This window comes from Haemophilus sp. HN_Hi10 (assembly GCF_049821985.1).
Lineage (GTDB): Bacteria > Pseudomonadota > Gammaproteobacteria > Enterobacterales > Pasteurellaceae > Haemophilus > Haemophilus influenzae_D.
The window spans coordinates 1,012,539-1,033,886 of sequence record NZ_CP187495.1; the positions used below are offsets into that span (position 1 = coordinate 1,012,539).

At 38.7% G+C, this 21,348-nt stretch carries 19 protein-coding genes and 1 rRNA gene; 15 read left to right on the plus strand and 5 right to left on the minus strand.

All coding sequences use genetic code 11. From position 1 onward, the window contains the following. Window positions 1-90 precede the first annotated feature (90 nt). The 6 genes from artP (at window position 91) to ACPT8Q_RS05040 (ending at window position 3,912) form a co-directional block, all read left to right on the plus strand. The gene (gene artP / locus ACPT8Q_RS05015) at window positions 91-822 is read left to right on the plus strand and encodes an arginine ABC transporter ATP-binding protein ArtP (protein ID WP_014550906.1); all 732 of its coding nucleotides are present in this window, start codon (window positions 91-93) and stop codon (window positions 820-822) included. A 16-nt stretch (window positions 823-838) separates the two neighbouring features. Then, window positions 839-1,558, plus strand: a complete 720-nt coding sequence (locus tag ACPT8Q_RS05020) for a lysine/arginine/ornithine ABC transporter substrate-binding protein (protein ID WP_048951360.1) — start codon at window positions 839-841, stop codon at window positions 1,556-1,558. A 3-nt stretch (window positions 1,559-1,561) separates the two neighbouring features. Next, on the plus strand, window positions 1,562-2,227 hold the full coding sequence (gene artQ / locus ACPT8Q_RS05025; RefSeq protein ID WP_044330467.1) for an arginine ABC transporter permease ArtQ: 666 nt from the start codon (window positions 1,562-1,564) through the stop codon (window positions 2,225-2,227). After that, window positions 2,227-2,910 carry an arginine ABC transporter permease ArtM gene (gene artM / locus ACPT8Q_RS05030; RefSeq protein ID WP_050949370.1) on the plus strand — a complete coding sequence of 228 codons (684 nt, stop codon included), beginning with the start codon at window positions 2,227-2,229 and terminating at the stop codon, window positions 2,908-2,910. Before artQ ends, artM begins: the two co-directional genes overlap by 1 nt. Window positions 2,911-3,044: 134 nt before the next feature. Beyond that, entirely contained in the window at window positions 3,045-3,236 is a 192-nt protein-coding gene (locus ACPT8Q_RS05035) for a hypothetical protein (protein WP_050949371.1), read from the plus strand. 217 nt (window positions 3,237-3,453) lie between these two features. Next, the gene (locus tag ACPT8Q_RS05040; protein WP_050949372.1) at window positions 3,454-3,912 is read left to right on the plus strand and encodes a hypothetical protein; all 459 of its coding nucleotides are present in this window, start codon (window positions 3,454-3,456) and stop codon (window positions 3,910-3,912) included. Between the two features lie 168 nt (window positions 3,913-4,080). Here ACPT8Q_RS05040 and ACPT8Q_RS05045 read toward each other — a convergent pair whose 3' ends face one another. The 3 genes from ACPT8Q_RS05045 to metK all read right to left on the minus strand — a co-directional run bounded on the left by ACPT8Q_RS05045 (window position 4,081) and on the right by metK (window position 6,601). After that, complete coding sequence (locus tag ACPT8Q_RS05045; RefSeq protein ID WP_050949373.1) at window positions 4,081-4,593, minus strand: opacity family porin; 513 nt, start codon at window positions 4,591-4,593, stop codon at window positions 4,081-4,083. Window positions 4,594-4,643: 50 nt separating this feature from the next. Then, entirely contained in the window at window positions 4,644-5,159 is a 516-nt protein-coding gene (locus tag ACPT8Q_RS05050; RefSeq protein WP_050949374.1) for a SprT family zinc-dependent metalloprotease, read from the minus strand. A gap of 287 nt (window positions 5,160-5,446) precedes the next feature. Continuing rightward, window positions 5,447-6,601, minus strand: a complete 1,155-nt coding sequence (gene metK, locus ACPT8Q_RS05055; RefSeq protein WP_050949375.1) for a methionine adenosyltransferase — start codon at window positions 6,599-6,601, stop codon at window positions 5,447-5,449. Window positions 6,602-7,111: 510 nt separating this feature from the next. Here metK and ybeY point away from each other — a divergent pair. Both ybeY and ACPT8Q_RS05065 read left to right on the plus strand, forming a co-directional pair. Beyond that, window positions 7,112-7,576 (plus strand): rRNA maturation RNase YbeY, encoded by a 465-nt coding sequence (ybeY, locus tag ACPT8Q_RS05060; RefSeq protein ID WP_061671342.1) that lies wholly within the window; start codon window positions 7,112-7,114, stop codon window positions 7,574-7,576. 17 nt (window positions 7,577-7,593) lie between these two features. Beyond that, the gene (locus ACPT8Q_RS05065; RefSeq protein ID WP_061671343.1) at window positions 7,594-8,379 is read left to right on the plus strand and encodes a Cof-type HAD-IIB family hydrolase; all 786 of its coding nucleotides are present in this window, start codon (window positions 7,594-7,596) and stop codon (window positions 8,377-8,379) included. Window positions 8,380-8,415: 36 nt separating this feature from the next. On the opposite strand, the gene ACPT8Q_RS05070 is transcribed toward ACPT8Q_RS05065, so the two are convergent. Both ACPT8Q_RS05070 and gap read right to left on the minus strand, forming a co-directional pair. Beyond that, window positions 8,416-10,215 (minus strand): AMP-dependent synthetase/ligase, encoded by a 1,800-nt coding sequence (locus tag ACPT8Q_RS05070; RefSeq protein ID WP_050949378.1) that lies wholly within the window; start codon window positions 10,213-10,215, stop codon window positions 8,416-8,418. Window positions 10,216-10,408: 193 nt separating this feature from the next. Beyond that, on the minus strand, window positions 10,409-11,428 hold the full coding sequence (gene gap, locus ACPT8Q_RS05075; RefSeq protein ID WP_050949379.1) for a type I glyceraldehyde-3-phosphate dehydrogenase: 1,020 nt from the start codon (window positions 11,426-11,428) through the stop codon (window positions 10,409-10,411). 250 nt (window positions 11,429-11,678) lie between these two features. Between gap and gmk the strand changes: the two genes are divergently transcribed. The 7 genes from gmk to ACPT8Q_RS05110 all read left to right on the plus strand — a co-directional run bounded on the left by gmk (window position 11,679) and on the right by ACPT8Q_RS05110 (window position 21,217). Then, entirely contained in the window at window positions 11,679-12,305 is a 627-nt protein-coding gene (gene gmk / locus ACPT8Q_RS05080; RefSeq protein ID WP_021035427.1) for a guanylate kinase, read from the plus strand. A gap of 62 nt (window positions 12,306-12,367) precedes the next feature. Next, window positions 12,368-12,634 (plus strand): DNA-directed RNA polymerase subunit omega, encoded by a 267-nt coding sequence (rpoZ, locus tag ACPT8Q_RS05085; protein ID WP_042593663.1) that lies wholly within the window; start codon window positions 12,368-12,370, stop codon window positions 12,632-12,634. Window positions 12,635-12,925: 291 nt separating this feature from the next. Beyond that, on the plus strand, window positions 12,926-15,040 hold the full coding sequence (gene spoT, locus ACPT8Q_RS05090; RefSeq protein WP_050949380.1) for a bifunctional GTP diphosphokinase/guanosine-3',5'-bis pyrophosphate 3'-pyrophosphohydrolase: 2,115 nt from the start codon (window positions 12,926-12,928) through the stop codon (window positions 15,038-15,040). Next, entirely contained in the window at window positions 15,037-17,118 is a 2,082-nt protein-coding gene (gene recG, locus ACPT8Q_RS05095) for an ATP-dependent DNA helicase RecG (RefSeq protein ID WP_061671345.1), read from the plus strand. The genes spoT and recG overlap by 4 nt, the downstream gene beginning before the upstream one ends. A 29-nt stretch (window positions 17,119-17,147) precedes the next feature. Continuing rightward, window positions 17,148-17,957 carry a glutamate racemase gene (gene murI / locus ACPT8Q_RS05100; protein ID WP_061671346.1) on the plus strand — a complete coding sequence of 270 codons (810 nt, stop codon included), beginning with the start codon at window positions 17,148-17,150 and terminating at the stop codon, window positions 17,955-17,957. Window positions 17,958-18,167: 210 nt separating this feature from the next. Continuing rightward, entirely contained in the window at window positions 18,168-19,313 is a 1,146-nt protein-coding gene (lldD, locus tag ACPT8Q_RS05105; protein WP_050949383.1) for an FMN-dependent L-lactate dehydrogenase LldD, read from the plus strand. Window positions 19,314-19,678: 365 nt separating this feature from the next. Beyond that, window positions 19,679-21,217: ribosomal RNA gene (locus ACPT8Q_RS05110) — 16S ribosomal RNA — on the plus strand. Window positions 21,218-21,348 lie beyond the last annotated feature (131 nt).

Consider the following 21,348-nt stretch of genomic DNA (forward strand, 5'->3'; position numbering starts at 1 on the left):
AATTTTTTTGGGATTTTTTATTAATAGCATTTGCATAATTATGCATAAAAATGTAATATTTTTTCATCTTATAAAGCATAGAGAAGAAAAATGGCTATTCGTGTTAAAAATCTCAATTTCTTTTACGGTTCATCACAAGCGTTATTTGATATTAACCTTGAAGCTGAAGAGGGCGATACCGTTGTGTTGCTGGGCCCAAGTGGCGCAGGCAAAAGCACATTAATTCGCACATTAAATTTGTTAGAAGTGCCAAAATCTGGCGAATTAAGCATTACAAACAATGAATTTAATTTATCCAATGCAATGGCAAATCCCAAAGCAATCAGACAATTACGCCAAGATGTAGGAATGGTGTTTCAACAATATCATCTTTGGCCGCACTTAACGGTAATTGAAAACTTAATTGAAGCACCAATGAAAGTGCGTGGTGTGAGTGAAAGTGAAGCGAAAACTGATGCAATGGAATTGTTAAAACGTTTACGTTTAGAACAACTTGCTGATCGCTTTCCATTACATTTGTCAGGTGGGCAACAACAACGTGTTGCAATAGCGCGCGCACTGATGATGAAGCCACAAGTTCTATTATTTGATGAACCAACGGCTGCATTAGATCCAGAAATTACAGCACAAGTTGTAGATATTATTAAAGAATTACAAGAAACTGGCATTACGCAAGTGATTGTAACCCACGAAGTCAATGTTGCACAAAAAGTAGCAACTAAAGTGGTGTATATGGAACAAGGTAAAATCGTCGAAATGGGATCGGCTGATTGCTTTGAAAATCCGAAAACCGAACAATTTAAACACTATCTTTCTCACTAGAAATAAGGAGCTTACGATGAAAAAAACATTATTAACTGCCATTTTATTGGGATCATCTGTTGCTGCAAACGCACAAGAACTCACTTTTGCAATGGAACCTAGCTATCCACCATTTGAAACCACAAATGAAAAAGGCGAAATTATCGGCTTTGATGTGGATGTGGCAAATGCAATTTGTCAAGAAATCCAAGCAACCTGTAAATTCAAGAGCGAAGCCTTTGATGCGTTAATTCCAAATTTAAAAGCAAAACGTTTTGATGCGGCAATTTCCGCTATTGATATTACTGATGCTCGTGCAAAACAAGTGCTATTCTCTGATCCATATTACGACAGCACAGCAAGCTATGTTGCTCTTAAAGGCAAAGCAACTTTAGAGAGCGCAAAAAATATAGGTGTTCAAAATGGCACAACATTCCAACAATACACCGTAGCGGAGACCAAGCAATATACTCCAAAATCCTATTCAACTTTACAAAATGCTATTTTAGACTTAAAGAGCGGTCGGATTGATATTATTTTTGGCGATACCGCAGTGCTTTCCGATATGATTTCCAAAGAGCCAGAAATTCAATTTATAGGCGAAAAAGTAACCAATAAAAAATATTTTGGTAACGGGATAGCGATTGCAATGCACAAATCAAACAAAGATTTGGCGGCACAACTAAATAAAGGTTTAGCTGCAATTAAAGCGAATGGCGAATACCAAAAAATCTATGATAAATGGATGACAAAATAATTTATGTTTTCTGACTTTCTTTCTTTAATGTTTACCGCTGCCCTAATGACTTTAGGGCTTGCGGTCTGTTCATTGATCTTAGGCTTATTTTTAAGCCTAATTTTTACCGCACTTGAAGCAAATCGTTTTGTTGGCAAGCCGATGACAATATTTGTGGCATTATTACGTGGCTTACCCGAAATTATTGTTGTATTACTTGTCTATTTTGGTTCTACTGAATTAGTAGAAATGCTAACAGGAGAATACATTGAATTTGGGGCATTTGGCTGTGGTGTGTTTGCGCTTTCTCTTATTTTTGCGGCTTATGCTTCACAAACATTACGCGGCGCAATTCAAGCCATACCAAAAGGACAATGGGAATCAGGTGCAGCGTTAGGTTTAAGCAAAAGCTATACCTTTATTCACATTGTTATGCCACAAGTATGGCGTCACGCTTTACCAGGTTTAAGCAATCAATGGCTTGTATTACTAAAAGACACAGCATTAGTTTCATTAATTGGCGTAGATGATTTGATGCGCCAAGCGGATCTGATTAATGCCAATACACATCAACCCTTTACTTGGTACGGTATTGCTGCGTTAATTTATTTAGCGGTAACATTAATTAGCCAAGTTGGTATTCGAAAATTAGAGCTGCGTTTTACTCGTTTTGAAAGGGGCGTGAAATAATGTTTCAAGAATATTTAACTGTGATCGCACAAGGGATTCCAACGAGTTTACTACTTACTGTCGTATCCTTACTGATTGCTTTCTTTTTAGCCTTATTTCTTACTTTTTTACTTTCAATGGAAAATAAATGGATAAAAAGTGCGGTCAATTTATACCTTACTTTATTCACAGGCACGCCACTGTTAGTACAGTTCTTTTTAATTTATGCGGGGCCCGGTCAATTTCAATGGATTATTGACAGCCCATTATGGTTTTTCTTATCCAATGCGTGGTTCTGTGCCACATTAGCTTTAGCACTAAATAGTGCAGCTTATTCCACCCAATTATTTCACGGTGCAGTAAAAGCCATTCATAAAGGACAATGGGAAAGTTGTGCAGCGTTAGGATTAAGCCGATTACAGACACTCAAAATCTTAATTCCCTACGCTTTAAAACGCGCATTGCCGTCTTACAGTAACGAAATTATTTTGGTATTTAAAGGCACGGCATTAGCTTCCACCATTACCATTATGGATATTATGGGTTACGCACGCCAACTTTATGGTACAGAATATGACGCACTGACAATTTACGGCATTGCGGGCGGTATCTATTTAATAATCACAGGCATTGCGACTTTATTACTACGTAAATTAGAGAAAAAAGTATTGGCATTTGAACGTTTTGAAGTAACCAAAGCATAAAGTGCGGTAAAATTTTTAGTGATTTTTAAATCCCGACCTAGGTTGGGATTTTTTAATTGAAAAGTAAAAGCTACTTCGTCATATCTTTGCCTTGTGCTATACTTTTCCAAAATATAGTATTAACGAGGAAAATAATGAATTTTGAGCAAATTATAGAACAACGTATTAAAGCCCTAAAAGAAGCCCATATCAGTAATCAAATTGAAGGAGCAGATATGGGCGATAGCACATTTTCTACTATGCTTGAAAGAGCTAGCGCACCGATTACCAATGAAGAATTTGAACGACAAGAACTATTATTTGTTAAACAATTATTCGCCCAATAAAAAGACTACCTTAGCGAGAAATCGAATCTCTGATAATTTAATATTAATTACTACAGGTTGTATATAGTAATTTGTTAAAAGCACGTTAATTTTATATATCTCAAAATCAAAAAAGGATAAACGTGATGACAAACAAAATTTCAGTGGAGAATATACAGAGGTAAACTCAGACAATTATTATACCCTAAAAGGACAATTGAAAACTGAATCAGAATCTATGCAAGAAGGCATCGATAAGGCAAAAGAGACATTTAAAAAGGATGTAGAAAAATACAGCGAGTTATCAGAATTGCGAAATTTGATCGAGGGAGAAATCCCTGCTGCAAACAGTACATTTAATTCTCGAAAGACTGCGTATACTACATTGCAAAACAAAATGAATAGTACAAGTTCAAACAGTCAAAAACTGAAAGCCGAAGATGTACAGAAAGCCAAAGAAGCCAAAGAAAAAGCTGAAGCAAATTTGAATAAGCTAAAGGCTCGTCGTAGCGAATTAGAAACTAAACATAGCATAACGATGACATCTGATGCGGCAAATAATAACGATTCAGAGAAAAATAAAAAAGAACTCGAAGAAATTGAGAAAAAACTGACCGCACTTGATGCTCAACTTGTTACAGATGAAGGAAATCTAAAAGAAAAACAAATAGCTCAAAATAAAATTGTTTCAGTATGATTAGCCTTTTTGGCGCTGCTGATACCAATAACGGTGTGGGTGCTGCAACTGGGGTAAGTTTTGGGTTTTAGCCTATTGAAATAATCCAAAAATAAATAACGGTGATTGTTTTAAACGATCACCGTTAAATTAAAGTGTTTTATAAAAAAGATTTTTGTATTCTAAAAATTAGAATCCGTAACCCACGCCAACTTTTGCGCCATAATTATTAACTTTGGTACTATCAAAATTACCTAAACGATTGTATTCAACACCGCCATTTGCATACCAGTTGCCATCTAATTTATATTTCGCACCTGCTACAACACCATAGCCGAGCTTAATATCAGAAGAACTTTTAAACTTTTGTTCTGCGCGATTGGTGTATTTAAATTGATTAGCCGCTACACGAGCACCAACATAAGGTTGCACTTTAGAATTTGTATCAAAATCATAAAATACCGAAGTACCTAAACCTTGAATTTTTGTGCCATCAACTTTTCCGTGATGTGTATAATCAGCCGCAACGCGTGTATTTCCTACTTTATAACCCACGGATACACGAGGTTCAACTCTTGTATTATTACTACCGTTTGCTTTAGTTTGAGATAAACCGATATCGCCTTCAGCATAGATATTCGCATCTGCAACAGAAGCAAAGGTAAATGCACCAACAATAACTGCTAATAAAGATTTTTTCATTGGATAATCCTTTTATTTATTGAATAAACTGAGAAAATATATCACAAAAATTATTCGTCTTCATCGACAAAAATTAATTTTCCCTTACATTTTTTACACAAATATTCGATGTTTTCTTTCATTATTTTGTTATGCCGACGAATACTTAGAAAATGGGTTTGGCACGCACAACGATATTCAAAGGTTTTACCTTGCACATTTTTTATATCAAATTGATGACAGGTATCTGCAGGCAGCTTAAAAATTTCATTCATTACAAATTGCCATTCTTTCCCGTGTGGTTTTACGCGACCAAACATTTTATACACAATCAAATGCGCAAGCTCGTGTGGCACGACTTGTCGAATAAATTCATCTGCATTTTCTAATAACAAAGTGCGGTTAAATTTTATTTCATTTTTTTGTAGGTAAGCCACGCCTGCCTTTATGCCACGCAACTCATAATTTACCTCAGGCATTGTAAACTTTCGCTTAAAATAAGCCTCTGCCAGTTGCAAGGATTGATTCAATTTGCGTTGCACTTGCATTTTTAAGTGACGGAATGGAATTAATGATATTGATGTCATAGGTAAAAGCAAAACCGCTAGATAAGCGGCTTTTATATGATAGAATGATCAGTGGTTGGTCAGGTACGTTATTGCCTGACTGGGGGGGGCAGGTAATGCAATCATCTCGATCAGTTTGTTTTAACACTGATTGGGAGACAAAATTGATGAAAATTATCTTTATAATCGTCATCATATTTATTTTGTTACTGTATAGCTCGCCAGCTTGGTAACACTTATCAGTCAAGGCAACAAGAAACCTTGTTGCCTTTCCAATATAAGCCTTTCAAACTAAAAATTCAAGCCTATTATTTTAAACCTGCTGCAACACGTAATTCTGCTGCACGATCCACTTTTTCCCAAGGGAATTGCTCACGACCGAAATGACCATAAGCTGCCGTTTCACGATAGATTGGTTGAATTAAATCTAACATTTTAATTAAGCCATAAGGACGTAAATCAAAAAATTCACGCACTAACGATACTAATAATTCATTCGCAACTTTTCCAGTTCCAAAGGTTTCGATCATGATAGATGTTGGATCAGCCACACCAATCGCATAAGAAAGTTGGATTTCACAGCGATCTGCCAAACCAGCTGCCACAATATTTTTTGCGACATAGCGTGCTGCATAAGCCGCAGAACGATCTACTTTAGAGGGATCTTTTCCTGAGAATGCGCCACCACCGTGACGAGCGGCACCACCGTAAGTATCGACGATAATTTTACGACCAGTTAAACCACAATCCCCCACCGGTCCACCAATAACAAAACGGCCAGTCGGGTTAATGAAAAATTTTGTTTCTTTAGAAAGCCATTCACTTGGTAATACAGGTTTGATAATTTCTTCCATCACACCTTCGTGTAAGTCTTTTTGGCTAACTTCTTCAGAATGTTGAGTAGAAAGCACAACCGCATCCACACCAACAATTTTATTATCTTCATATTTTAACGTTACTTGGCTTTTCGCATCAGGGCGCAACCATGCTAATTTACCGCTTTTACGCACTTCAGCTTGTTTTTCCATTAAACGATGTGCATAAGTAATAGCTGCAGGCATTAATACATCCGTTTCATTGGTGGCATAACCAAACATAATACCTTGGTCGCCTGCGCCTTGATCTAATGGATTTTCACGATCAACGCCTTGGTTAATATCTACAGATTGTTTACCAATCGCATTAAGCACTGCACAAGAATGGCCATCAAAACCCATTTCAGAATGTTCATAACCAATATCACAAATCACTTTACGGGTTAAATTCTCAATATCAACCCACGCAGAGGTTGTGATTTCCCCACCCACCAATGCCATACCGGTTTTTACGTAGGTCTCACAAGCTACTCGTGCTTTTGGATCTTGTTTTAGGATTTCATCAAGTACTGCATCAGAAATTTGATCGGCAATTTTATCTGGATGCCCTTCAGAGACAGATTCAGATGTAAATAAATAGCTAGACATATTTTCTCTCTTATCTTTTAAATTTGGATGTATTGACGTATAGACGGCTATAATACGCATTTTTGCTTAATAAGCAAGCGGTATTATGGGTTAGTTGTTGTAATTGTGTTTACTTCAAAACACAAAATTAATTTTAATTTATAGAAATTGTGGATAAGTGTCTAGTTGCATCCTACATATCCTTGTGTTTAACTAATCCAGTGAGAGTGGTTAAAAATTTAAGCATAAAAATCAACTATAGCGAATATTTTTCAGTTTGCTTCGAAAATGGAGTGTAAAATGTGCAGGGGATGATTTTGTCTATATAGAGGGAATAGTTTGATTTTCATATTTATCCTACGATATATGTTTTATATTAAGAAAAGATTAATTTGTGGAGAGTAATTGGGCTTGTTGTTAGTTCGCTTTATTTTTACACACAAGAATAGTCATAAGTTCACGCGTTTGTTATATGTATTCAATAGGTGCAAAAAGTGCGGTCAGAAATTGAAAAGAATTTAGGAGAGTAAAATGGGAAGTATATTGGTTGATTTGCAAATTGCCACAGAAAATATAGAGGGTTTACCAGCAGAAGAACAAATTGTTCAGTGGGCAACGGCGGCTGTTCAGCCTGAGGACAATGAAGTCGAAATGACGGTTCGTATTGTGGATGAAGCCGAAAGCCACGAATTAAATTTAACTTATCGTGGCAAGGATCGTCCGACTAACGTGCTTTCATTTCCATTTGAATGCCCCGATGAAGTGGAGTTGCTGTTGCTAGGGGATCTTGTTATTTGTCGTCAAGTCGTGGAGAGAGAAGCCGCAGAACAAGAGAAACCATTAATGGCGCATTGGGCGCATATGGTCGTGCATGGTAGCTTACATTTACTAGGCTATGATCATATTGAAGACGATGAAGCGGAAGAAATGGAAAGTTTAGAAACTCAAATTATGCAAGGATTAGGCTTTGATGATCCTTATCTAGCAGAGAAATAATTTTATTCGGAGTAATGATGTATAAAGCAGTATTTAGTGATTTTGATGGCACCTTATTAACTTCTCAACATACCATTTCCCCTAGAACTGTTGCGGTAATTAAGCGTTTAACGGCGAATGGCATTCCTTTTGTGCCAATTTCGGCACGTTCTCCTTTGGGGATTTTGCCTTATTGGAAACAGCTTGAAACGAATAATGTACTTGTTGCATTTAGTGGCGCGCTTATTTTGAATCAACATCTTGAACCAATTTATAGCGTACAAATCGATCCCAAAGATATTTTAGATATTAATGCCGTTTTGGCGGATCACCCTTTGCTTGGCGTGAATTATTATACAAATAATGATTGCCATGCTCGTGATGTAGAAAATAAATGGGTGATTTATGAACGCAGCGTCACCAAAATTGAAATTCATCCTTTTGATGAAATAGCAACAGGTTCGCCGCATAAAATCCAAATTATTGGGGAAGCAGAAGAAATCATTGAGATTGAAATTATTTTAAAGGAAAAATTTCCACATCTGAGTATTTGTCGTTCCCATGCTAACTTTTTAGAGGTAATGCACAAGAATGCAACCAAAGGAAGTGCGGTGCGTTTTTTGGAAGATTATTTTGGCGTACAAACTAATGAAGTGATTGCATTTGGCGATAATTTTAATGATCTGGATATGCTACAACACGCAGGGCTTGGAGTGGCAATGGGAAATGCGCCAGATGAAATTAAACAAGTGGCAAATGTGATTACGGCAACCAATAATGAAGATGGACTTGCATTGATTTTAGAAGAAAAGTTTCCTGAATAATTAGAAAAGAAAGGCTCTCAATTGAGAGCCTTTTGGTTATGCTTCTTGTGAATGATACATTGCTTCAATTTGCTTGCGATAACGTTCCAAAATCACTTTTCTACGCAATTTTAATGTTGGTGTAATTTCGCCTAATTTAATGCTGAATGCTTGAGAAAGTAACGTGAATTTTTTTACTTGCTCAAAATGGGCCAATTCTTTTTGCACCGCATTAATACGCTGCTCAAACATTTTCAGAATGTCAGAATTTTTTAGTAATTCTAAACGGTCATGATATTTAATATTGAGCTGTTTAGCGTATTCTTCCAAACTATCAAAGCAAGGCACAATCAGTGCAGATACATATTTTTTTGCATCGGCGATAATCGCAATTTGTTCGATAAATTTATCTTTACCGATTTTGCTTTCGATATATTGTGGCGCGATATATTTACCGTTTGAGGTTTTCATTAATTCTTTAATGCGATCGGTAATAAATAAATTGCCTTGTTCGTCAAACTCTCCCGCATCGCCAGTTTTTAAGAAACCATCTTCTGTAAAGGCTTGAGCCGTTTCTTCTGGCTTCTTGTAATAGCCTTTCATTACCATTTTGCCACGCACGAGGATTTCATTATTTTCCCCAATTTTAACTTCCGCTTTTGGCATCAGTGTTCCTATTGAATTTGGGTTAAATTGAAAATCGTGCCAGCAAGAAACGGTTGCAGTTGTTTCTGTCATGCCATAGCCTAATTTGATGTTGATACCAATGGCGTGGAAAAATAACCCAATAGCCGGTTCTAATTTTGCTCCTCCGCAAGGCATCATTTTTATACGCCCACCCAATAATTGGCGAAGTTTTGAGAGTACTAATTTATCCGCTAAAGCAAATTGTTTCTTCAATAAGAACGGAATAGCTTTGTTATTCGCACGTAAATCAAAATGTTTTTGTCCTACGGAAATTGCCCAATGGAACATTATTTGGCGAAGTTTTGGTACTTTTTGAACTTTATCCAATACGGCGGCATAAATTTTTTCGTAAAAACGTGGTACGGCACACATTAAAGTTGGGCGAATTTCTGTTAAAGCTGACCGCACTTGATTGGTGTCTTCTAAATAGCAAAGTATTGCACCTCTATGAAGAATATAAGCCGCCCAAGCTCGTTCGAAAATATGCGAAAAGGGTAAGAAAGAAAGTGAAATATCCTGATCTGTCACATTAAGTGAAAGATCATGCGTTTCTAATTGATGTGCGAGATTAGTGTAATCTAACATGACACCTTTTGGCTCTCCCGTTGTGCCTGAGGTATAAATAATCGTAAATAAATCCGATAATTGTTTTTGGTTTAAGCGTTGGGTTAGTTCATTTTGTTGTACGTTTGAACCTGTTTCAATAAAACTTTCCCAAGTGCAAGAAAGAGTATCTTGTTGTAATTGAATGGTGGATTTCATTGCCACAATTTTTTGTAATTGTGGACAATGATGAGCAATTTCCAATGCTTGATCGTATTGCTCTTGATCTCCGACGAATAGAATTTTTACATCGGCGTGATTTAGGATAAATTCTACTTGCTGGGCTGTATTGGTTGCGTAAATAGGTACTGTGATTGCTCGAATTTGTAAGGTCGCAATGTCAGCGATCGTCCAACGTTCCATATTATGGGCAAAAATAGCGATTTTATCTTGTACGCCAATATTGTGAGCAAGCAATGCACGAGAAAGTTGATTGAGTTGCTCTTGAAAATTTTTCCAAGAGATGTCTCGCCACAAGCCTCGTTCTTTATAGCGAAGTGCGGTCATATTTGCACGAGTTTTGGCTTGTTGTTGAATACGATGAACAAAATGGAGATCGAGATTCATATTAACCCTATTTTTGATTTTAATTGAGCGAACAGTTGTACGCTAATATAATCTTAAATAAGAATAAAAGCTAGAAGAATATTGATTATTTTAAATTATTTTTAGTGATCCCTCGTTCATTTTTAGATCGTAAATTAAATTCTAGATAATAAAAAACCGCTCCGAAGAGCGGTTAATTTTTTCAAAGTTTTAATTAGCCTTTGTAGTTGTAGATATGAGCAACTAAATCTAATACTTTGTTTGAGTAACCGGTTTCGTTATCGTACCAAGATACCAATTTAACGAAAGAATCAGTTAATGCGATACCTGCTTCTGCATCAAATATAGAAGTTAAAGCACAGCCGTTGAAGTCAGTAGAAACAACTGCATCTTCAGTGTAGCCTAATACGCCTTTTAATTCGCCATTGAAAGTTTTACCTTCAGCTGCGTCTTTGATTGCTTGTTTGATTGCATCGTAAGAAGCTGGTTTTTCAAGGTTTACAGTTAAATCAACAACAGATACGTTTGGCGTTGGAACACGGAAAGCCATACCAGTTAATTTACCGTTTAATGCAGGTAATACTTTACCTACTGCTTTCGCCGCACCTGTTGAAGATGGAATGATGTTTTGTGATGCACCGCGGCCGCCGCGCCAGTCTTTAGCTGATGGGCCATCCACAGTTTTTTGAGTTGCAGTCGTTGCGTGAACAGTGGTCATTAAACCATCTTTGATGCCGAAAGTTTCATGAACAACACGCGCTAAAGGAGCTAAACAGTTTGTTGTACAAGATGCGTTAGAAACGATATCTTGGCCTGCGTATGCGTTGAAGTTTACACCACGAACGAACATAGGGGTTGCATCTTTAGATGGGCCAGTTAATACAACTTTTTTCGCACCTGCAGTGATGTGTTTACGAGCAGTTTCATCAGTTAAGAATAAACCAGTCGCTTCAACAGCGATATCAACACCGATTGCACTCCAGTTTAAGTTTGCTGGATCACGCTCTGCAGTGACACGGATGGTTTTACCATTAACCACTAAGTTACCATCTTTCACTTCAACAGTGCCGTCGAAACGACCGTGAGTTGAATCATATTTCAACATATAAGCCATGTACTCAACGTCGATTAAGTCGTTAATACCTACAACTTCGATGTCATCACGGTGTTGTGCTGCACGAAATACGATACGACCGATACGACCAAAGCCGTTAATACCAATTTTAATTGCCATAAGATTTTCACCTTTTATTTAAGTTAAACAAATCTGTTCGCTTTGAGTAATACTACTTACTCAGTAAGATTGTGTTGTAGAGTATAGCACGAGCATTTTTATAAAACTATAACCCTACTACTTTTTTGTGATCTATATCAAATCATCATTAGAATGAAAAAGTACCGTAAAAAATCACCGCACTTTTGATGATTTTTTATAGAGAAATCTGCATAATAGACTGAAATTGTTAGAAAAGGTTAAATGATCTATGTCTCAAGGTAATCTTTATATTTTATCTGCACCAAGTGGTGCGGGAAAATCTTCATTAATTTCAGCGTTATTGGCATCAGATAGTTCAACTCAAAAAATGGTTTCTGTGTCCCATACGACCCGTGCCCCACGCCCTGGTGAAGTTGAAGGCGTACACTATTATTTTGTATCAAAAGAAGAGTTTGAATCACTCATTGAGCAAGATTTATTTCTAGAATATGCCAAAGTTTTTGGTGGAAATTATTATGGAACCTCTTTACCTGCGATTGAAGAAAATTTAGCAAAAGGCATTGATGTATTTTTAGATATTGATTGGCAAGGCGCTCAACAAATCCGTAAAAAAGTGCCTTCAGTAAAAAGCATTTTTATTTTACCGCCTTCATTGCCTGAATTAGAACGTCGTTTAATTGGTCGTGGGCAAGATAGTGAAGAGGTTATTGCTGAACGAATGTCAAAAGCGATAAGTGAAATTTCGCATTATGACGAATATGATTATGTTATTGTGAATGATGATTTCGAGAAAGCATTAAAAGATTTGCAAAGTATTTTGCAAGCAGAACGTTTAACCAAAAATTATCAGCAAAAACAAAATGCAATGTTAATTCAACAGCTACTAGCCAAATAAGGCGAAATTGAGTATTATAACGCCCTTTCAATAGAGTAATTTTTGACAAATCGGAGTAAATTATGGCTCGTGTTACTGTGCAAGATGCAGTAGAAAAAATTGGTAACCGTTTTGATTTAATTTTAACGGCTGCGCGTCGTGCAAGACAATTACAACTTAACCAAAGTGCGCCGTTAGTGCCAGAAAATAATGACAAACCAACAGTTATTGCATTGCGTGAAATCGAAAAAGGTTTGATTAATCAAGATATTATGGATGCACAAGAGTTCCAAGAAATGGCTAAAGTGCAAGAAACGGAAGAAGCAGCTATTGCATTAATTACAGAATAATCTTTTAAAAAGTGCGGTAAAAAATAAAGGTATTTTACTGAGGGTAGGTATACCCACGGTTAATTATGGTTATAGTTGTTCCCCTTTGGGGAACGTAATTTCTACCCCAAAGGGGTAATATTTAGTTAAACTAGGGTATACTTACCCTAGGCGATATTCTGTAACCGCGGGTAGGTATACCCACGGTTGATCATAGTTATAGTAGTTCTCCTTTGGGGAACTTTTGTCTTACCTAAAGGGTAACATTTCAATTACCCTAAGCGATATTTTTCAACGATAAGTAGGTCTCCTTTGGAACTGTTTGCGGATTTAGATCGAATTATTCAAGGGTATTTGCCCGCAGATAAAATTGAACTCATCAAGCGTGCGTTTGTGATTGCAAGAGATGCGCACGAAGGACAATTTCGCTCCAGCGGCGAACCTTACATTACTCATCCTGTGGCGGTAGCCTCCATTATTGCTCAACTACACTTAGATCACGAAGCGGTAATGGCTGCGCTTTTGCACGATGTTATTGAGGATACACCTTATACGGAAGAACAACTGAAAGAAGAGTTCGGTACCAGTGTGGCTGAAATTGTAGATGGTGTATCAAAACTCGATAAGTTGAAATTTCGTACTCGCCAAGAGGCACAAGTCGAGAATTTTCGCAAAATGATTTTGGCGATGACGCGTGATATTCGCGTTGTGTTAATCAAGCTTGCTGACCGCACGCATAATATGCGCACGCTTGGTTCGTTACGACCAGATAAACGCCGTCGTATTGCGAAAGAAACGCTTGAAATCTATTGTCCGCTTGCTCATCGTTTAGGTATTGAGCATATCAAAAATGAATTAGAAGACTTATCTTTTCAAGCAATGTATCCCCATCGCTATGAAGTGTTGAAAAAACTCATTGATGTGGCGCGGAGTAATCGACAAGATTTAATAGAACGTATTTCACAAGAGATTAAAGTGCGGTTAGAAAACGCAGGAATTTTTGCCCGAGTATGGGGGCGTGAAAAACACCTTTACAAAATCTATCAAAAAATGCGCATAAAGGATCAAGAATTCCACTCTATTATGGATATTTATACGTTCCGTGTGATTGTAAAAAATGTGGATGATTGTTATCGCGTTTTGGGACAAATGCATAATCTTTATAAGCCACGCCCTGGCAGAGTAAAGGATTATATTGCTGTGCCTAAAGCAAATGGTTATCAATCTTTGCAAACCTCAATGATTGGGCCGAAAGGTGTCCCCGTAGAAGTTCATATCCATACTGAGGATATGGAACAAGTCGCCGAAATGGGCATTACTGCACATTGGGTTTATAAAGAAAATGGTAAAAACGACAGTACAACCGCACAAATTCGTACACAACGCTGGCTGCAAAGTTTGGTCGAAATTCAACAAAGTGTAGGTAATTCGTTTGAGTTTATTGAGAATGTAAAATCAGAGTTTTTTCCTAAAGAGATTTATGTTTTTACCCCAAAAGGTCGAATTGTTGAGTTGCCAATGGGCGCAACGGCAGTGGATTTCGCTTATGCTGTACATTCAGATGTGGGGAATACTTGTGTTGGCGTGACTGTTGAGCATAAACCTTATCCGCTTTCACAAGCTCTTAAGTCTGGTCAAACGGTAAATATCATCACCGATCCAAATGCGTATCCTAAAACAGCGTGGTTAAATTTTGTGGTAACAGCTCGTGCGAAAACACGGATTCGTCATTATCTTAAACAACGCTGTGAAGAAGATGCCGTGAAATTAGGCGAAGTAGAGCTTAATACAGCATTACAGCCTCATAATTTAGGCGATTTTTCTATTCAACAAATTAGCACTGTATTAGATGCTTTAGCACTTTCTTCTTTAGATGAATTATTACGAGAAATTGGTTTAGGTAATCAGTCTGCCACCGTAATTGCGCATCAATTTGTGGGCGTTCCTCTTGAAGTTGTGGAGACAAAGAATCTTGAATTTGAGACAAAAACGCTCACTATTACACCAATGCAAGTGGGTAAAACCCAATTTGCTCAATGTTGCCATCCAATCCCGGGCGATCCTATTGTGGGATGTCGTACACAAGAAAACACAGTTATGGTACACCATCAACATTGTGCTAATTTAAAAAATGCTCGTCGCCAGTCCTTGGCTCAATGGGATAATGCTCAAAGTGCGGTAAGTTTTGAGGCAGAATTGCAAATTGAAATATTGAACGAACAAAATGCCTTGTTGAGTTTAATGACCGCAATTTCTGCGAGCGAAAGCAGTCTCCAAAATATTTGGACGGAAGAATTAGAGAGCAATTTATTGCTTGTGATTTTGCAAGTTTGTGTAAAAGATATTAAACACCTTGCCAATATTGTTCATCGTATTAAAGGCATTACTGGCGTTGTTAATGTCAAACGTAATATTAACGAGCTATGAACCTTGAGCTTCTCGATGCCGTCCCTTTGACCAGCCTCTCTGGTGTTGGGGCTGCCATTTCTAATAAATTGGCTAAAATCGGCATTCATAACCTGCAAGATTTACTCTTTCATTTACCTATTCGCTATGAAGATCGTACGCGAATTACGCCAATCGCTCATCTCCGCCCCGAACAATATTTTACCATTGAAGGAATTGTACAAACCTGTGAAGTCGCTTTTGGCCGCCGTCCTATTTTATCGGTAAGTTTGTCAGACGGTACATCGAAAATTATATTACGTTTTTTCAATTTTAATGCGGGGATGCGTAATAGTTTTCAAGTAGGAGTGCGAGTAAAGGCTTTTGGCGAAGTGAAACGTGGTCGCCATATGCCAGAAATTCATCATCCAGAATATCAAATTGTGCGAGATAACGCGCCTATTGTATTGGAAGAAACCCTAACGCCGATTTATTCCACGACGGAAGGGCTAAAACAAAATTCATTACGAAAATTAACGGATCAGGCTTTGGCATTACTCGACAAAGTTCAGATTGCAGAAATTTTGCCTAATGAATTTAACCCACATCAATATAGCTTAAAAGAAGCATTGAGATTATTGCATCGTCCGCCGCCAGATATTTCATTAGAAATGTTGGAGCGAGGCAAGCATCCAGCACAACAGCGCTTAATCTTTGAAGAGCTTCTAGCACATAATTTAGCTATGCAAAAAGTGCGGTTAGGAACGCAGCAATTTTCTGCTTTACCGCTACATTATCAAACAGATTTGAAACAGCGATTTTTAGCCACTTTGCCATTTCAACCCACTAATGCGCAAAAGCGAGTCGTGTCGGATATTGAACAAGATCTTATCAAAGATTATCCGATGATGCGCCTAGTGCAAGGGGATGTCGGCTCGGGAAAAACATTGGTTGCCGCATTGTCTGCTTTAACGGCAATTGATAACGGCAAACAAGTCGCCTTAATGGCGCCAACAGAAATATTAGCAGAACAGCATGCGAATAATTTTCGACGTTGGTTTGAGCCTTTCGGTATTGAAGTTGGTTGGTTAGCCGGTAAAGTAAAAGGAAAATCAAGACAAGCAGAGCTTGAAAAAATTAAAACTGGTGCGGTGCAAATGGTAGTGGGGACGCACGCTTTATTCCAAGAAGAAGTCGAGTTTTCTGACTTGGCATTAGTGATTATTGATGAACAACATCGTTTTGGCGTGCATCAACGATTAATGTTGCGTGAGAAAGGCGAAAAAGCGGGATTTTATCCCCATCAGTTAATTATGACTGCCACGCCGATACCAAGAACGTTAGCAATGACCGTATATGCCGATTTGGATACATCAATTATTGATGAATTGCCTCCCGGTCGTACGCCGATAACAACTGTAGTGGTTTCTGAAGAACGCCGCACTGAAATTGTGATGCGTGTAAAAAACGCTTGTGTTAATGAAAAACGCCAAGCCTATTGGGTGTGTACGCTAATTGATGAATCAGAGGTGTTAGAAGCTCAAGCTGCTGAAGCGATTTGGGAAGATCTAACTAAGGCATTACCTATGTTAACTATTGGGTTAGTGCACGGGCGGATGAAACCACAAGAAAAACAAGATGTTATGATGCGTTTTAAAAATGCAGAGTTGGATTTATTGGTGGCAACGACAGTAATTGAAGTGGGTGTTGATGTGCCGAATGCAAGTTTGATGATTATCGAAAATGCAGAGCGTTTAGGTTTATCGCAACTTCATCAGTTACGAGGGCGTGTCGGTCGAGGCAGCGCGGCTTCTTTTTGTGTACTAATGTATAAACCTCCACTCGGTAAAGTTTCGCAAAAACGTTTGCAAGTGCTACGAGATAGCCAAGATGGGTTTATTATTTCTGAAAAAGATTTAGAAATTCGTGGGCCGGGCGAAGTGCTTGGAACTAAACAAACAGGCATTGCTGAATTGCGAGTAGCAAATTTAATGCGAGATAGAAAAATGATACCAACGGTGCAATTTTATGCGAAATCGCTTATCCAAAAATACCCTGATGTGGCAGAAAGTCTAATCCGCCGCTGGCTCAATAATAAAGAAATCTACTCGAACGCTTAAAAGTGCGGTCAATTTTCAAAGAGTTTTAAATGGATAAAAAAGAAAAACGCCCAACTATACTCTTTTTTGATTCTGGAGTTGGTGGGTTTAGCGTATATCGTGAAGCCAAAAAATTATTACCAAATTGGCACTATCTCTATTGCTTTGATAATGCTGGCTTCCCTTATTCAGAACGTGAAGAAGAAAGTATTATTCATCGTACTTTAGCGATTTGCCAACTGATCAATCAACGTTATCCATTAGATGCAATTGTGATTGCTTGCAATACAGCGAGTACTGTTGTGCTTCCACCGTTGCGTGCCAATTTTGACATTCCTATTATTGGCACTGTACCAGCGATTAAACCTGCATCAGAAATAACAAAGACAAAACATATTGGTTTATTGGCGACGAAAGGGACTGTAAAGCGTCATTATGTCGATGATTTAATTGATAAATTTGCGCAAGATTGTGTTGTGGAGAGATTGGGATCAACAAAATTAGTCGAAATTGCGGAGCAAAAAATTCGTGGTCATTCCATTGATCTAATTAGCTTAAAAGATGAATTATCTCCGTGGGCAAATATGGCAGATTTGGATACATTAGTTTTAGGTTGTACTCACTTTCCACTTATCAAAGATGAAATTCAGTTGTGCTTGCCACAAATTAAATATTTTATGGATCCGAGCGCAGCGATTGCTAAACGGATAAAATCTTTACTCGATGATAAAAGTCTACAAGCGCAAAATGAAAAATATAATCAAATGTTTTGCACCGCACATTTTCCCGAAGAAGATCAATTCAAAAAATCTTTACATCTATGGGGATTTGAATTTTTGGAAGTAATCAAAATAGATTAAAAGTTAATAGATTAATGGTGTGATATTGATAAATTCACAATTTTTCCTAATTTCATAGGTAATTTTCTATCCAGATCTTTTCTATATGTCACTTTTTTAAAATAAATTGTGATCTAGTTCTCAAAATAATTATGATTTTTATTTAATTTGTTAAAATAGTGTTACAATACCTATCGGGTTTCTCACTATTTTATTTAATAAGAGGTAAAAATGATTATTTCATCAGCTAGCGATTATCGTGAAGCGGCACGCCGCCGTGTTCCTCCCTTTATGTTCCATTATGCCGATGGCGGTTCTTATACTGAGCAAACACTTGCGCGTAATGTGAGTGATTTGGAAAATATTGCTTTAAGACAACGTGTCTTAAAAGATATGTCTGAATTGGATACTAGTATAGAGTTATTTGGTGAAAAACTTTCAATACCAACTATTCTTGCACCCGTTGGGGCGTGCGGTATGTATGCACGTCGTGGTGAAGTGCAGGCAGCACAAGCAGCGGATAATAAGGGCGTGCCGTTTACTCTTTCAACGGTATCGATCTGTCCGATTGAGGAAGTTGCACCTGCGATTAAACGCCCGATGTGGTTCCAGCTTTATGTATTAAAAGATCGTGGCTTTATGAAAAATGCTCTTGAGCGTGCGAAGGCTGCGGGCTGTTCAACCTTGGTGTTCACCGTAGATATGCCAACACCAGGTGCGCGTTATCGTGATATGCACTCAGGAATGAGTGGTCCTTACAAAGAAATTCGCCGTGTTTTGCAAGGCTTTACGCATCCATTCTGGGCATATGATGTAGGTATTAAAGGAAAACCACACACTTTGGGCAATGTTTCTCATTATATGGGTAGACAAATTGGCTTAGATGACTATATTGGTTGGCTCACAGAGAATTTCGATCCGTCGATTTCGTGGAAAGATTTAGAATGGATTCGCGAGTTTTGGGAAGGTCCGATGGTGATCAAAGGGATTCTTGACCCTGAAGATGCAAAAGATGCGGTGCGTTTCGGGGCTGATGGTATTGTGGTGTCAAACCACGGTGGTCGTCAGTTAGATGGCGTGCTTTCAAGTGCAAGAGCGTTACCACCGATTGCTGATGCTGTGAAAGGGGATATTAAAATTATTGCCGATTCAGGCATTCGTAATGGTTTAGATGTAGTCCGTATGTTGGCATTAGGAGCAGACGCAACAATGTTAGGTCGAGCATTTGTTTATGCTTTAGGGGCAGCAGGTCGCCAAGGTGTTGAAAATATGCTCGATATTTTCAAAAAAGAGATGCGCGTAGCGATGACATTAACCAGCAATCGTACTATTGCCGATATTAAACCAGAGGCTTTAGTTGATCTAAGTAAACTTTAATTTATAAATTGAGATCAAAAATCAACCGTTTGTTGGTGGAATTATGTATTTTGCGTATGTATTTTCAACAAACGGTCGAGTTTTTCAAAAATTGTTGTAAAAAGTACTTGCAAGGGATTTGAAAATCCCTATAATGCACCGCACACAACGACGCACTGTTGTGAAGTTTTTAAGTTTCCAAGTGCGTCGTTCTTTTTTGCTCTTTAACAATATATCAGACAATCTGTGTGGGCACTTGTTGATTGACTTGTTTTAAAAATATTTTTTAATTTTGAAGTCTTAATAGGTGCTTAACTGAAAATTCATAATTACTTTTTTAAGTAGTGTTTATTTATAGCTAAGCAGTATATTGAGCGATTGAACTTGAATTGAAGAGTTTGATCATGGCTCAGATTGAACGCTGGCGGCAGGCTTAACACATGCAAGTCGAACGGTAGCAGGAGAAAGCTTGCTTTCTTGCTGACGAGTGGCGGACGGGTGAGTAATGCTTGGGAATCTGGCTTATGGAGGGGGATAACGACGGGAAACTGTCGCTAATACCGCGTAGAATCGGAAGATGAAAGTGCGGGACTGTAAGGCCGCATGCCATAGGATGAGCCCAAGTGGGATTAGGTAGTTGGTGGGGTAAAGGCCTACCAAGCCTGCGATCTCTAGCTGGTCTGAGAGGATGACCAGCCACACTGGAACTGAGACACGGTCCAGACTCCTACGGGAGGCAGCAGTGGGGAATATTGCGCAATGGGGGAACCCTGACGCAGCCATGCCGCGTGAATGAAGAAGGCCTTCGGGTTGTAAAGTTCTTTCGGTATTGAGGAAGGTTGATGTGTTAATAGTACATCAAATTGACGTTAAATACAGAAGAAGCACCGGCTAACTCCGTGCCAGCAGCCGCGGTAATACGGAGGGTGCGAGCGTTAATCGGAATAACTGGGCGTAAAGGGCACGCAGGCGGTTATTTAAGTGAGGTGTGAAAGCCCCGGGCTTAACCTGGGAATAGCATTTCAGACTGGGTAACTAGAGTACTTTAGGGAGGGGTAGAATTCCACGTGTAGCGGTGAAATGCGTAGAGATGTGGAGGAATACCGAAGGCGAAGGCAGCCCCTTGGGAATGTACTGACGCTCATGTGCGAAAGCGTGGGGAGCAAACAGGATTAGATACCCTGGTAGTCCACGCTGTAAACGCTGTCGATTTGGGGGTTGGGGTTTAACTCTGGCGCCCGTAGCTAACGTGATAAATCGACCGCCTGGGGAGTACGGCCGCAAGGTTAAAACTCAAATGAATTGACGGGGGCCCGCACAAGCGGTGGAGCATGTGGTTTAATTCGATGCAACGCGAAGAACCTTACCTACTCTTGACATCCAACGAATCCGATAGAGATATTGGAGTGCCTTCGGGAACGTTGAGACAGGTGCTGCATGGCTGTCGTCAGCTCGTGTTGTGAAATGTTGGGTTAAGTCCCGCAACGAGCGCAACCCTTATCCTTTGTTGCCAGCGATACGGTCGGGAACTCAAAGGAGACTGCCAGTGATAAACTGGAGGAAGGTGGGGATGACGTCAAGTCATCATGGCCCTTACGAGTAGGGCTACACACGTGCTACAATGGCGTATACAGAGGGAAGCGAAGCTGCGAGGTGGAGCGAATCTCATAAAGTACGTCTAAGTCCGGATTGGAGTCTGCAACTCGACTCCATGAAGTCGGAATCGCTAGTAATCGCGAATCAGAATGTCGCGGTGAATACGTTCCCGGGCCTTGTACACACCGCCCGTCACACCATGGGAGTGGGTTGTACCAGAAGTAGATAGCTTAACCTTTAGGAGGGCGTTTACCACGGTATGATTCATGACTGGGGTGAAGTCGTAACAAGGTAACCGTAGGGGAACCTGCGGTTGGATCACCTCCTTACCAAAGACGAGAGACAGCGAGTGCTCACACAGATTGGCTGATAGTTGTAGACAAGATTAAAAACGAAGCGAAAGCAACGTTGAAAAATAAACGTTAAAAGATAAAAAGAAGATAGAGTATCTTTAATTGAT

Excerpts from the sequence above, each read along its gene's own strand:
- metK (WP_050949375.1), bottom strand. The coding sequence starts at position 6,601 with ATGTCTAGCTATTTATTTACATCTGAATCTGTCTCTGAAGGGCATCCA.
- artQ (WP_044330467.1), top strand. The coding sequence starts at position 1,562 with ATGTTTTCTGACTTTCTTTCTTTAATGTTTACCGCTGCCCTAATGACT.
- gap (WP_050949379.1), bottom strand. The coding sequence starts at position 11,428 with ATGGCAATTAAAATTGGTATTAACGGCTTTGGTCGTATCGGTCGTATC.
- ACPT8Q_RS05070 (WP_050949378.1), bottom strand. The coding sequence starts at position 10,215 with ATGAATCTCGATCTCCATTTTGTTCATCGTATTCAACAACAAGCCAAA.
- ACPT8Q_RS05035 (WP_050949371.1), top strand. The coding sequence starts at position 3,045 with ATGAATTTTGAGCAAATTATAGAACAACGTATTAAAGCCCTAAAAGAA.
- artP (WP_014550906.1), top strand. The coding sequence starts at position 91 with ATGGCTATTCGTGTTAAAAATCTCAATTTCTTTTACGGTTCATCACAA.
- ACPT8Q_RS05045 (WP_050949373.1), bottom strand. The coding sequence starts at position 4,593 with ATGAAAAAATCTTTATTAGCAGTTATTGTTGGTGCATTTACCTTTGCT.
- rpoZ (WP_042593663.1), top strand. The coding sequence starts at position 12,368 with ATGGCTCGTGTTACTGTGCAAGATGCAGTAGAAAAAATTGGTAACCGT.
- recG (WP_061671345.1), top strand. The coding sequence starts at position 15,037 with ATGAACCTTGAGCTTCTCGATGCCGTCCCTTTGACCAGCCTCTCTGGT.
- artM (WP_050949370.1), top strand. The coding sequence starts at position 2,227 with ATGTTTCAAGAATATTTAACTGTGATCGCACAAGGGATTCCAACGAGT.
- murI (WP_061671346.1), top strand. The coding sequence starts at position 17,148 with ATGGATAAAAAAGAAAAACGCCCAACTATACTCTTTTTTGATTCTGGA.
- lldD (WP_050949383.1), top strand. The coding sequence starts at position 18,168 with ATGATTATTTCATCAGCTAGCGATTATCGTGAAGCGGCACGCCGCCGT.
- ACPT8Q_RS05050 (WP_050949374.1), bottom strand. The coding sequence starts at position 5,159 with ATGACATCAATATCATTAATTCCATTCCGTCACTTAAAAATGCAAGTG.
- ybeY (WP_061671342.1), top strand. The coding sequence starts at position 7,112 with ATGGGAAGTATATTGGTTGATTTGCAAATTGCCACAGAAAATATAGAG.
- ACPT8Q_RS05040 (WP_050949372.1), top strand. The coding sequence starts at position 3,454 with ATGCAAGAAGGCATCGATAAGGCAAAAGAGACATTTAAAAAGGATGTA.
- ACPT8Q_RS05065 (WP_061671343.1), top strand. The coding sequence starts at position 7,594 with ATGTATAAAGCAGTATTTAGTGATTTTGATGGCACCTTATTAACTTCT.
- gmk (WP_021035427.1), top strand. The coding sequence starts at position 11,679 with ATGTCTCAAGGTAATCTTTATATTTTATCTGCACCAAGTGGTGCGGGA.
- ACPT8Q_RS05020 (WP_048951360.1), top strand. The coding sequence starts at position 839 with ATGAAAAAAACATTATTAACTGCCATTTTATTGGGATCATCTGTTGCT.